10 protein-coding genes are annotated in these 12,562 nt (G+C 65.5%); 6 read left to right on the top strand and 4 right to left on the bottom strand.

The window, feature by feature from the left end:
• Position 1: 1 nt before the first annotated feature.
• The 3 genes from EV674_RS06200 (at position 2) to EV674_RS06190 (ending at position 3,004) form a co-directional block, all read left to right on the top strand.
• Positions 2–943: an acetaldehyde dehydrogenase (acetylating) gene (locus EV674_RS06200; RefSeq protein WP_119012464.1), complete on the top strand. Its 942-nt coding sequence runs from the start codon at positions 2–4 to the stop codon at positions 941–943.
• Positions 944–953: 10 nt separating this feature from the next.
• Entirely contained in the window at positions 954–2,009 is a 1,056-nt protein-coding gene (dmpG, locus tag EV674_RS06195) for a 4-hydroxy-2-oxovalerate aldolase (protein WP_119012465.1), read from the top strand.
• Positions 2,010–2,134: 125 nt separating this feature from the next.
• Complete coding sequence (locus EV674_RS06190) at positions 2,135–3,004, top strand: alpha/beta fold hydrolase (RefSeq protein ID WP_119012466.1); 870 nt, start codon at positions 2,135–2,137, stop codon at positions 3,002–3,004.
• Positions 3,005–3,158: 154 nt separating this feature from the next.
• Here EV674_RS06190 and EV674_RS06185 read toward each other — a convergent pair whose 3' ends face one another.
• Positions 3,159–3,566: a hypothetical protein gene (locus tag EV674_RS06185; protein ID WP_119012467.1), complete on the bottom strand. Its 408-nt coding sequence runs from the start codon at positions 3,564–3,566 to the stop codon at positions 3,159–3,161.
• 106 nt (positions 3,567–3,672) lie between these two features.
• Entirely contained in the window at positions 3,673–7,950 is a 4,278-nt protein-coding gene (gene hrpA, locus EV674_RS06180; RefSeq protein ID WP_119012468.1) for an ATP-dependent RNA helicase HrpA, read from the bottom strand.
• Between the two features lie 134 nt (positions 7,951–8,084).
• Between hrpA and EV674_RS06175 the strand changes: the two genes are divergently transcribed.
• The 3 genes from EV674_RS06175 (at position 8,085) to EV674_RS06165 (ending at position 10,796) form a co-directional block, all read left to right on the top strand.
• Positions 8,085–8,582 (top strand): hypothetical protein, encoded by a 498-nt coding sequence (locus EV674_RS06175; protein ID WP_132750381.1) that lies wholly within the window; start codon positions 8,085–8,087, stop codon positions 8,580–8,582.
• 87 nt (positions 8,583–8,669) lie between these two features.
• Complete coding sequence (gene argA / locus EV674_RS06170; protein ID WP_119012470.1) at positions 8,670–10,016, top strand: amino-acid N-acetyltransferase; 1,347 nt, start codon at positions 8,670–8,672, stop codon at positions 10,014–10,016.
• Between the two features lie 96 nt (positions 10,017–10,112).
• Positions 10,113–10,796: a glutathione S-transferase gene (locus EV674_RS06165; RefSeq protein ID WP_119012471.1), complete on the top strand. Its 684-nt coding sequence runs from the start codon at positions 10,113–10,115 to the stop codon at positions 10,794–10,796.
• Between the two features lie 52 nt (positions 10,797–10,848).
• Here EV674_RS06165 and EV674_RS06160 read toward each other — a convergent pair whose 3' ends face one another.
• Together EV674_RS06160 and EV674_RS06155 are read right to left on the bottom strand one after the other, a co-directional pair.
• Positions 10,849–11,370, bottom strand: a complete 522-nt coding sequence (locus tag EV674_RS06160; protein ID WP_374761668.1) for a disulfide bond formation protein B — start codon at positions 11,368–11,370, stop codon at positions 10,849–10,851.
• Positions 11,371–11,432: 62 nt separating this feature from the next.
• A complete protein-coding gene (locus EV674_RS06155; protein ID WP_119012473.1) occupies positions 11,433–12,557 on the bottom strand; it encodes a sulfate/molybdate ABC transporter ATP-binding protein in 1,125 nt (374 codons plus the stop codon).
• Positions 12,558–12,562: the final 5 nt, after the last annotated feature.

The following is a 12,562-nucleotide window of genomic DNA, read 5'->3' as shown; positions in this document are numbered from 1 at the left end:
CATGACCCGCAAACTCAAGGCTGCCATCATTGGCAGCGGCAACATTGGCACGGACTTGATGATCAAGATTCTGCGCCACGGCCAGCACATCGAAATGGGCGCCATGGTGGGCATCGACCCGGCTTCCGACGGCTTAGCGCGCGCCGCCCGCATGGGCGTTGCCACCACGCACGAAGGCGTGCAGGGCCTGACGCGCATGGACGTGTTCAAAGACATCGACTTCGTGTTCGACGCCACCAGCGCCAGTGCCCATGTGCAGAACGACGCCTTGCTGCGCGCACTCAAACCCGGCATCCGCATGATCGACCTCACGCCTGCGGCCATCGGCCCGTACTGCATCCCCGTGGTCAACGGCCAGGCCCACCTGGACGCGCCCAACGTCAACATGGTCACCTGCGGCGGCCAGGCCACCATCCCCATGGTGGCAGCCGTCTCGCGCGTGGCCAAGGTGCACTACGGCGAAATCGTGGCCAGCATCTCCAGCAAAAGCGCAGGCCCTGGCACACGCGCCAACATCGACGAGTTCACCGAAACCACCTCCAAGGCCATCGAAGTGGTGGGCGGCGCTGCCAAGGGCAAAGCCATCATCGTGCTCAACCCGGCCGAGCCGCCGCTGATCATGCGCGACACGGTCTATACGCTGTCCGACCTGGCCGACGAAGCCGCCATTGCCGCCTCGGTAGAGCGCATGGCCGCCGACGTGCAGGCCTACGTGCCCGGCTACCGCCTGAAGCAAAAAGTGCAGTTCGACCGCCTGGAGGGCCTGCACATTCCTGGCGTGGGCAAGAACCTGAGCGGCCTCAAGACCTCGATCTTCCTGGAAGTCGAGGGCGCAGCCCACTACCTGCCCGCCTACGCCGGCAACCTGGACATCATGACCAGCGCGGGCCTGCGCACCGCCGAGCACATGGCCCAGCGCATGCTGGCCGCAGCCACCGCCTGAGGAGCGCACCATGGACAAGAAAATCTACATTTCCGACGTGACCCTGCGCGACGGCAGCCACGCCATCCGCCACCAGTACAGCGTGGCGCAGGCCAAGCAAATTGCCAAGGCGCTGGACGATGCCAAGGTCGACTCCATCGAAGTGGCCCACGGCGACGGTCTGCAAGGCGGCAGCTTCAACTACGGCTTTGGCGCCCACACCGACGTGGAGTGGATCGAGGCCGTGGCCAGCGTGGTCCAGCACGCCAAAATCGCCACGCTGCTGCTGCCCGGTATCGGCACCGTGCACGACCTCAAAGCCGCCTACGACGCGGGCGCGCGCATCGTGCGCGTGGCCACCCACTGCACCGAAGCCGACATCAGCCGCCAGCACATCGAATACGCCCGCCACCTGGGCATGGAAGCCGTGGGCTTTCTGATGATGAGCCACATGCAAACGCCCCAGGGCCTGGCCCAGCAGGCCAAGCTCATGGAAAGCTACGGCGCCACCGTGTGCTACGTGGTCGATTCGGGCGGCGCGCTGTCCATGAACGACGTGCGCGATCGCTTCCGTGCCTTCAAGGACGTGCTCAAGCCCGAGACGCAAACCGGCATGCACGCCCACCACAACCTGAGCCTGGGCGTGGCCAACTCCATCGTGGCCGTGGAAGAAGGCTGCGACCGCGTGGACGCCAGCCTGGCGGGTATGGGCGCGGGCGCGGGCAATGCGCCGCTGGAAGTGTTCATTGCCGCCGCCGACCGCATGGGCTGGAACCACGGCACCGACCTGTACCGGCTGATGGACGCCGCCGACGACATCGTGCGCCCGCTGCAAGACCGCCCCGTGCGCGTGGACCGCGAGACACTGGCGCTGGGCTACGCCGGGGTGTACAGCAGCTTCCTGCGCCACAGCGAAGTGGCGGCCCAGAAATACGGTCTCAAAGCCGTGGACATTCTGGTGGAGCTGGGCAAGCGGCGCATGGTGGGCGGTCAGGAGGACATGATCGTGGACGTGGCCCTGGACTTGCTCAAGGCCCAGGAGCACGAGCGCATACACGCCATGCCCGTGATGAGCGAGGCAGGCTGATTGCCGGGGCTGGCGTACGCCAACGCGCACCCAGCCCTTCAGTTCAGGCCAAAATAGCCTCCAGCCCTTGCGCAGCAAGCGCTACCAGCTATTTATTTAATAGCACCACCCACCCGACACACACCATGACCGACTCCACCCCCGCCCTGACCGAAGCCGCCACCAGCCGATTTGTCCGCATCCAGGAAGGCGACCTGAACCTGCAACTGCACTACAACGACATCGGCCAAGGCGCCGAAACCGTGGTCATGCTGCACGGCTCGGGCCCCGGCGCCAGCGGCTGGGCCAACTTCAACCGCAACATCGAGCCCCTGGTGGCGGCGGGCTACCGCGTCATCCTGCTGGACTGCCCCGGCTGGAGCAAAAGCGACCCCATCGTCAACACCGGCTCGCGCTCCGACCTGAACGCCCGCGCGCTGAAGGGCCTGATGGACGCCATCGGTCTGGACAAAGTCCACATCATCGGCAACTCCATGGGCGCGCACAGCACCGTGGCCTTTGCACTGGCCCACCCCACCCGCGTGGGCAAGCTGATCCTGATGGGCGGCGGCACCGGCGGCCCCAGCCAGTTTGTGCCCATGCCCACCGAGGGCATCAAGCTGATTGGCGCGCTCTACCGCGACCCCAGCATCGAGAACCTCAAGCGCATGATGAATGTGTTTGTCTACGACGCCAGCAGCCTGACCGACGCGCTGTACCAAGCGCGCCTGGACAACATGCTGGCGCGCCGCGACCACCTGGAAAATTTCGTCAAAAGCAGCACGGCCAACCCCAAGCAGTTCCCCGATTACGGCCACCGCCTGGGCGAAGTCACGGCGCAGACGCTGGTCATCTGGGGCCGCGACGACCGCTTTGTGCCCCTGGACGTGGGCCTGCGCCTGGTGTGGGGCCTGCCCAACGCCGAGCTGCACGTGTTCAGCCGCTGCGGCCACTGGGCGCAGTGGGAGCACGCCGACAAGTTCAACCGCATGGTGCTGGACTTTTTGGCGCACTGAGCGCCAACGCACTGGGCGCGCTGGCCGTGCCGGGTACGCGCCCGGCCCCAGCGCCCATGCCAGAGCCAGCGGTGCGCCTGTGGGCTACCCCACCGGCTGCACCCCCACCCGCCTCGGCGGGTTTTTTTTATTTATTTTGATAGCTGCTCGCGCTTTACTGGCAAGGGTCAGAGCCTGTTTTTTCTGTCAGATGCGTGGTCACTGGCGCATCCGGTACGGTGCAGGCTTTGCCGGTGCGCCGGCATTGCTCGTTGTCACGCCAATAGGCACCGTGACTGAGGCAACCCGTCTGGCAAATCACGCTGTCTGCCGCCGCCATGCTGGCCTGCCACCGCGCCAGCGTGCCAGACAGCAGCGCAAGGTCGGCACGGACAAATGCCAGCGCCGACACCCGCACGATGGCAGCCGCCCGCAGGCGAACCACCTGCGCCTGCAAATGCGCTATTTCAGCCTGCTGCTGCGCAATCAGGCGGCTGCAACGCTCTTGCACCGCCGCATACGTGCGGCACACGGCAACGTGCTCGGCAGGCAAAGTATCGGCAAAAGGGCTGGAAGTGGACATGGGGACGGGCCATTGCAGTCAAGTTCCAGGGCAGTATAGATGAGAATAACTTTTATTTGGAAGCATCTACGCACCTGCGTTGCACTGCCACGGCGATGCAACCCCCTCAACTGTTGATCTGCCCCCACAGCTTGTCCAGGCGCTTGGTGCTCACGGGCTGGGGCGTGCGCAGCTCTTGGGCGAAGAAGCTCACGCGCAGCTCCTCCAGCAGCCAGCGCAGCTCCTGCATGCGGGCGTCCACCTGGCCTTTGCGCTCGGCCACCAGGCGCCAGTAGCGCTGCTCTTGCGGGCGCAGTTCGGCCAGCTTTGCGGCGTCGCGGGCGGGGTCGGCGCGCAGTTTGTCCAGCCGCGCGGTGATGGCTTTCAGGTAGCGGGCAAAGTGCGCCAGCTGCGGCCAGGGGGCGGCGGTGAGGAAGTTTTTCGGCACCAGGCGCTGCAACTGCGCCAGCGCGTCTGCCGTGGCGTCGGGGGCGCTTTTGGTGTCTTTGATCTTGCGCGCGGCCACGGCGTACTCGGTCAAGATGGTGGCGGCCAGGCGCGCCACCTCGTTGGCAATCAGCGTCAGGCGGCCACGCCCTTCCTGCACGCGGCGCTCGAAGTCTTGTGCGTTGGTCGGCAGCGGGTCGAGCAAAAAGGCGCGGTCCATGGCCACGTCCAGAATCTGCTGGCGCAGCTCTTCTTGGGTGCCCAGCGGCATGTAGGCCACGGCCATTTTTTGCAGGTCGGGGATGTTTTTTTCCAGGTACTTGAGCGCATCCTTGATGTGCAGCGCGCACAGGCGGCGCAGGCCCGCGCGGTGTTTGGCGGCGGCCACGTCGGGCTCGTCGAACACTTCGATGGTGACGGCATCGCCCGCGTCAATCAGCGCCGGAAAGCCAATCAGCGTCTGAGCGCCTTTGCCGATTTCCATCAGCTCGGGCAGCTCGCCAAACGTCCAGGCGGTGTAGCGCTGGTCGGCGGGCATGGCGGCGGTGGCAGTGGACGGCGGCGTTTTTGCTCCTGATTTAGTAGCTGCTTGCGCACGCCCTGCAGGCGCCAGAGGCTGATTTGGCTTTGAATGGTCAGCCGCGTCGGGCGCAGCGGTGGCCTGCTGCGCCGCCTGCACATTGGCGCCCAGTTTCAGCCCCGCCAGCGCCTGGAAGGCCCCGCGCGCCTTGGCGCCCAGTTCGGCCTTGAGCGCGCCCAGGTTGCGCCCGTGGCCCAGCTGGCGCCCGTGCTCATCCACCACACGGAAGTTCATGAACAAATGCGGCGGCACCATGTCCAGCTTGAAATCGGCGCGCTTGACGTCCAGCGAGGTTTCATCGCGCACCTGCTTGAGCAGCGCATCGACCAACCCGGTGTGGCCGATGCGGTCGGGCGTGCCCAGCAGCGCGGCCAGCCGCGCAGCACTGTCGGGCAGGGGCACAAAGCGGCTGCGCGGGCGCTGGTGCAGGCTTTTGAGCAGCGCCTGGATTTTGTCTTTCAGCATGCCCGGCACCAGCCATTCGCAGCGCTCTTCCTGCACCTGGTTCAGCACGAACAGCGGCACCGTCACCGTCAGGCCGTCGCGCGGATCGCCGGGCTGGTGCAGGTAGCTGGCCGCGCAGTCCACGCCCCCGAGGCGCACCATGCGTGGAAACGCGCTGGTGGTGATGCCAGCGGCCTCGTGGCGCATCAGCTCATCGCGCGTGAGCTTGAGCAAGTCCGGGCGCGCCTTGCTCTCGGTGCGGTACCACTGCTCAAAATGGCGGCCATTGCAAATGTCTTGCGGCACCTGCTGGTCGTAGAAGGCAAAAATCAGTTCTTCGTCCACCAGCACGTCCTGGCGGCGCGATTTGTGCTCCAGCTCTTCGACCTTGGCGATGAGCTTTTCGTTGGCCGCCAGAAACGGCAGGCGCTGGTGCCAATCGGGCAGCACATCGCCCGCCACCAGCGCCTGGCGGATGAACATCTCGCGCGCGGCGTGCGGATCGACCTTGTCGTAGCCCATGCGCCGCCCGCTGTACACCACCAGGCCGTACAGCGTGGCGCGCTCCAGGGCCACCACCTCGGCGGCTTTTTTCTCCCAGTGCGGATCGAGCAGTTGCTTCTTCAACAGGTGCGCGCCGACTTCTTCCAGCCATTGCGGTTCGATGGCGGCCATGCCCCGGCCAAACAGGCGCGTGGTTTCCACCAGCTCGGCGCAGACAATCCAGCGCCCCGGTTTTTTGCGCAGGTGCGCGCCCGGGTGGCGGTGGAACTTGATGCCGCGCGCGCCCAGGTACACGTCTTCCTCTTCGGGCTTGAAGCCGATGTTGCCCAGCAGCCCGGCCAGCATGGACAGGTGCAGTTGCTCATAGCTGGCGGGCTGCGGGTTGAGCGCCCAGCCGTGCTCGGCCACCACCGTCAGGAGCTGGCTGTGGACATCGCGCCACTCGCGCACGCGGCGCACGTTGATGAAGTTCTGCCGCAGCAGTTGCTCGTACTGGCGGTTGCTGAGTTTGTGCGTGGGCACGGCTGCCGCGCTGGCCACGGCGGAAACGGCGGTCACAGCGGAAACGGGCGGGCGCCCCGGCGCGACCTGGCCAGCGGCGCCGGCCTGGCCCGCAGGCGTTTTGGCTGTGGCCGGTGCAGGCTGCACCGCCGCCACCACCGAGCGCTGCGCCACCGGCAAAAACGCCTGCTGCGCGGCCCCGCCCTTGCGCCGCGCCTGGGCTTGCTGCTGCTGCACGCGCGCCGAGGCCAGGGTGGGCATGGCACCGCCGCGCGCCTCTTGCAGCCATTTCCACAGCGTCAGGTAGCCGCTGAACTCGCTCTTGTCGTCATCGAACTTGGCGTGCTGCTGGTCGGCCTGCTGCTGCGCGTCCATGGGGCGGTCGCGCACATCTTGCAGGCTCAGGGCGCTGGCAATCACCAGCACCTCGTTCAGGGCGCCGCGCGCGCGCGCTTCCAGAATCATGCGGCCCACGCGCGGGTCCAGCGGCAGCTTGGACAGCTCCCGGCCCATGGGCGTCAGCTCGTTCTTGTCGTCCACCGCGCCCAGCTCGTTGAGCAGTTGGTAGCCGTCGGCAATGGCGCGGCCCGAGGGCGCGTCGATGAACGGAAAGTCTTCCACCACGCCCAGGTGCAGCGACTTCATGCGCAGGATGACCCCGGCCAGCGAGCTGCGCAAAATTTCCGGGTCGGTAAAGCGCGGGCGACCCGCAAAATCCTGCTCGTCGTACAGCCGAATGCAGATGCCGTTGGCCACGCGGCCACAACGCCCGGCGCGCTGGTTGGCCGCCGCCTGGCTGATGGGCTCGACCAGCAGCTGCTCTACTTTGCTACGCAAACTGTAGCGCTTGACGCGCGCCGTGCCTGCGTCAATGACGTATCGGATGCCTGGCACAGTGAGCGAGGTTTCGGCCACGTTGGTGGCCAAAATGATGCGCCGCCCGGTGTGGCCGTCAAAAATGCGGTCTTGCTCGGCCTGGCTCAGGCGGGCAAACAGCGGCAGCACCTCGGCGCTGCGGGTGACGGCGTGGTGGGCCAGGTGCTTGCGCAGGTGGTCGGCGGCTTCGCGGATTTCGCGCTCGCCGGGCAGGAAGATCAGGATGTCGCCGCTGGCGTTGCCCTGCCACAGTTCGTCCACGCCATCGGCAATGGCGTCGTTCAGGCCGTAATCGCGGCTTTCTTCAAACGGACGCCAGCGCTGCTCCACCGGAAAGGTGCGCCCCGACACCATGATGACCGGCGCGGGCACCAGTTCATGGCCGGGGGCCTCGCCCTGGGCCCCGGCGCGGGCTGGCGCCGGGCGCAGGCTGGCAAAGTGGCGGGCAAAGCGGTCGGCATCGATGGTGGCCGAGGTGACGATGACCTTCAGATCGGGCCGGCGCGGCAGGATTTGCCGGATATAGCCCAGCAAAAAATCGATGTTCAGGCTGCGCTCGTGGGCCTCGTCAATGATGATGGTGTCGTAGGCTTTCAGCAGCGGGTCGGTCTGCGTCTCGGCCAGCAAAATGCCGTCGGTCATCAGCTTGACCGAGGCATCGCGACTCAGGCGGTCTTGGAAGCGCACCTTGTAGCCCACCACATCACCCAGCGGCGTGTTCAGCTCTTCGGCGATGCGCTTGGCCACGCTGCTGGCGGCAATGCGCCGGGGCTGGGTGTGGCCGATGAGCTGGCCTTTCTGGCCCGGCTTGGCGTTGCACTTGCCCCGGCCCAGGGCCAGGGCGATTTTGGGCAGCTGCGTGGTCTTGCCCGAGCCGGTTTCACCGCAGACGATGATGACCTGGTGCTGGGTGATGGCCTCCATGATCTCCTGGCGCCTGCCCGACACGGGCAAGGACTCTGGAAACTGGATGCGCAGGGGCGCGGGCGGCGGGGCGGGTGTCGGTGTGGGCGCGCGGGAGGAATCGGGCAAACGCGAATCTGAAGAAGGCATAGGCCCGCATTATCCGTAGCGCCGCCCTGGCCTACGGGCTGCCGGGGTGCTTTGCATTGCTGCCATCCTGCACCGCCAAGGCAGGGATTCCCCACACAATCACTGCATGTTCCACCTCCTTCCGACACAAACCCATGGCCAGCGGCTTTGTTGAAGGCCCCGAAGGGCTGCGCTACGCGGAGCACATTTCAGTGGCCATGCGGCTTTTTGCAGGGGTGCTGGGCCTGGGCATGTTTCTGATCCCGGTGCCGTTTGTGCTGCACGCCAGCCTGGATACGCCCTGGTGGCACCTGCTGCTGGCGGCGGCGTGTGTGCTGGCGGGCAGCGCCATGGGGCTGCTGTTCATGGCATTGGCACTGGGGCGGGTGCTGGTACTGCAATTCGACACCAGGCGGCGCCGGGTACTGCGCACGTCACGCTGGCCCTGGGGCGCACGCCAGACGCCCATCGACTTTGGCCGTTTTGCACCACCAGACGTTCTGGAGCGGGCCTCTGAAGACGGCCCCTACTACGTGGTGCGCCTGGCCGTGCGGGGCGAGCGCCCCATGCACCTGTCCGGTTTTGACCGCAGGGAGGACGCAGAGCACTGGCGTGACCGCATCGCAGCGCAATTGCAACCCAACACGCCATGAAAACCTGTGTGCGGACACGGTTCTGAGGGCACTTATCATTCGCTCCTCACGTTATTTGCCCCACCGCCCCACGCCCTGCCCTGCCCCATGTCTGCTGTCTTCAACTTCACCTTCGTCCCCTGGTTCCGCTCTGTGGCGCCTTACATCCACAAGTTTCGCAACCAGACGTTTGTGATTGGCCTCACGGGCGAAGGCATCGCGGCGGGCAAGCTGCAAAACATCGCCCAAGACCTGGCGCTGATCCAGGCCATGGGGGTGCGCATCGTGCTGGTGCATGGTTTTCGCCCGCAGGTGAACGAGCAGCTGGCTGCCAAAGGGCATGCCGCCAAATACTCGCACGGCATCCGCGTCACCGACTCGGTGGCGCTCGATTGCGCGCAAGAGGCCGCAGGCCAGCTGCGCTACGAGATTGAGGCCGCGTTCAGCCAGGGCCTGCCCAACACCCCCATGGCAGGTGCCACGGTGCGCGTGATCTCGGGCAACTTCCTCACCGCACGGCCCGTGGGCATCGTCGATGGCGTGGACTTCCAGCATTCGGGTCTGGTGCGCAAGGTCGATGTGGCGGGCATCCAGCGCACGCTGGACATGGGTGCGCTGGTGCTGCTGTCGCCACTGGGTTTCTCCCCCACGGGAGAAGCCTTCAACCTGACCATGGAAGAGGTGGCCACCTCGGTGGCGATGGCGCTCAAGGCCGACAAGCTGATTTTTCTGACCGAGGTGCCCGGCATCCGCGTGCAGCCCGGTGAGCCCGCCAGCGAAGACAACCCCATCGACACCGAGCTGCCCCTGGCCAGCGCCGAGGCCCTGCTGGCCCAGCTGCCCACCGCACAACACCCCACCGACACGGGTTTTTATTTGCAGCACTGCGTCAAGGCCTGCAAGGCGGGCGTGGAGCGCAGCCACATCATCCCGTTTGCGCTGGACGGCTCGCTGCTGCTGGAGGTGTATGTACACGACGGCATCGGCACCATGGTGATCGACGAGAAGCTCGAAGAACTGCGCGAGGCAACCATCGACGATGTGGGCGGCATCCTGCAACTGATTGAGCCGTTTGAAAAAGACGGCACGCTGGTCAAACGCGACCGCACCGAAATCGAGCGCGACATCGAGAGCTACACCATCATCGAGCATGACGGCGTGATCTTTGGCTGTGCCGCGCTTTACCCCTACCCCGAAGCCAAAACCGCCGAGATGGCCGCCGTCACCGTATCGCCGCAAAGCCAGGGCACCGGCGATGGAGAAAAGCTGCTCAAGCGCATCGAGCAGCGCGCTCGCACCCTGGGGCTGAGCAGCATTTTTGTGCTGACCACGCGCACCATGCACTGGTTTATCAAGCGCGGCTTCCAGCCTGTGGACCCCGACTGGCTGCCCGAGGCACGCAAGCGCAAATACAACTGGGACCGGCGCAGCCAGGTGCTGGTGAAGAAGCTGTAATTTCTGTCACCGCGCGGGCCAAAGCCAGCAAAGCCCAGCCCAAACCAGCCACAACCGTCACAACCTGGCAAAGGCCAACAACGCAACCACCCCACCATGCGCAGTGCCCTGCCCGTTCTGTATTCGTTTCGCCGCTGCCCCTATGCCATGCGGGCGCGCTTGGCGCTGGCCGCCAGCGGTCAGGAGTGCGAACTGCGCGAGGTGGTGCTGCGGAACAAGCCACCCAGCCTGCTGCACGCATCGCCCCAAAGCACGGTGCCCGTGCTGGTGCTGCCGCCCACGCCCGGTGGCGCCCCCGGCCAGGTGCTGGAGCACAGCCTGGACATCATGCTTTGGGCATTGGCACGGCACGACCCCGAAGCCTGGCTGGCCCCCACCGAAGGCACGCTGGCCGACATGCTGGCGCTGATTTCCCAGTGCGATGGCCCCTTCAAGCACGCGCTGGACCGCTGCAAATACCCCAACCGCTACCCCGATACCGACCCCACCCTGGCCCGCGCACAGGCCATGGCCTGGCTACAGGTGCTGGAAGAACGACTGACCAGGCAGCCGTTTTTGTTTGGCACACATACGGCGCTGGCAGACATGGCCATCGCCCCCTTCGTGCGGCAGTTTGCGGGCATAGATGCGGGCTGGTGGGAAGGCCAGCCCTGGCCCCGCCTGCAAGCCTGGCTGGCGCAGTGGCAATCCAGCCCACTGTTCCACAGCGTGATGCACAAGCTGCCCGCCTGGGTGGAGGGTGCCGAGGGAGTGCCGTTTCCGCACCCTGAAGGGGTTTGAAAAAAACAAGGCGCCCCGTGGGCGCCTTGATCGTGGGTGAATAGCCAGAAACTCAGGCCATGCTCAGCCCACCGCGCTGCCCGCGCGCGCCACGCACCAGCAGCCACAGCAGACCGATGGCAAACGCCGCAAACCAGACGAACGACCAGTTGGCAATCGAGCCGCCCAGAAACGTCCAGTCAATGGCGGTGCAGTCGCCCGAGCCTTTGAAAATCATGGGGATGGCGCGGCGGATGGGGTAGTTTTCGATCATGCCGAAGAAGTCGCGGCCACACATCGATACTTCGGGCGGAAACCATTGCAGCCAGCTTTGGCGCGCGGCGGTGAAGGCACCAAATCCGCTGAACAACACGGCCAACCCTGTCCATGACATCCACCAGCCTTTTTGGCCTCTAAGGCTTGCCAGTCCTGCGCATACAGCTACCAAAATAAGAGCATACCGCTGCACGATGCACATGGGGCAAGGCTCCAGGCCCTGGAAATGCTGCAAATACAGCCCAAAAGCCAACATGCCCACGCAAGTTACGCTCACCAAAGCCAGCACGCGGCGCGGTGCGCTGGCCACACGATCCATCCATCCCATATGTGTCTTTCAAGGCCACCGGCGGCTGCGCAGACACCCAAGGATGGATGGCGTCAGATACCAGCGGCGTGGTCTAAAAATACCCGGGCGCGGCGCGGCGTGACCACCAAGGTTTCGCCTTCGCGCAAACCCATTTCCTTGAATTGCTGCGCGGGTATCTGCGCTTCAATCAAGGCCTCGGGCGCCGAATTGTCGGCTGGTTTGGGGTCATCCACCGGAATTAGTTCCAGCCGCGCAATCGGCCCGACCACAATGGCCCGGCTCAGCTGCGCCACGATGCCGCGCGGGCGCCCGGCAGCATCCAGCGCCGCGCCAGTGGAGTAGCGCTGCACATCCAGGTCGTGCGGGCGCACGTAGGCAAAGGCTTTGGCGTTTTGTGCGGCACTGTGCTCGGGCGAATCCAGCTCCATGCCTTCCAGATGCACCAGCCCCTCGTGGGCGCGGCCATGGAACAGGTTCACATCGCCCAAAAAACCATAGACAAACGGGCTGGCCGGGTGCTCCCACACCTCTTGCGGTGAGCCGCTTTGCTCGATCTTGCCCTGGTTGATCACCACCACCCGGTCGGCCACCTCCAGCGCCTCTTCCTGGTCGTGGGTGACGAAGATGCTGGTCACGTGCAGCTCATCGTGCAGGCGGCGCAGCCAGCGGCGCAGTTCTTTGCGCACTTTGGCGTCCAGCGCGCCGAAGGGCTCGTCCAGCAGCAGCACCTTGGGCTCCACGGCCAGCGCGCGCGCCAGGGCAATGCGCTGGCGCTGGCCACCCGAGAGCTGCGAGGGAAAGCGGTCGGCAATCCAGTCCAGCTGCACCAGTTTGAGCAGGTCGGTCACTTTTTGCTTGATCTGCGCCTCGCTGGGGCGCTCGCTGCGGGGCTTGACGCGCAGGCCAAAGGCCACGTTCTCAAACACCGTCATGTGCCGGAACAGCGCGTAGTGCTGGAAGACAAAGCCCACGCCGCGCTCACGCACATGCACGTCGGTGGTGTCCTCGCCGCTGAAGTGGATGGTGCCCACATCGGGCGTCTCCAGCCCGGCAATGATGCGCAGCAGCGTGGTCTTGCCGCAGCCCGATGGCCCCAGCAGCGCGATGAGTTCGCCCGATGCGATGTCCAGGCTCACGTCGCGCAGCGCCTGAAACGTGCCGAACTGCTTGCTGATGTTGCGGATTTCAATGCTCATGATTT

The sequence above is a fragment of the Simplicispira metamorpha genome (assembly GCF_004341365.1).
Taxonomy (GTDB): Bacteria; Pseudomonadota; Gammaproteobacteria; order Burkholderiales; family Burkholderiaceae_C; genus Simplicispira; species Simplicispira metamorpha.
Note: the sequence above shows the minus strand (reverse complement) of the source record. Positions and strands in the feature narration are given on the sequence as shown.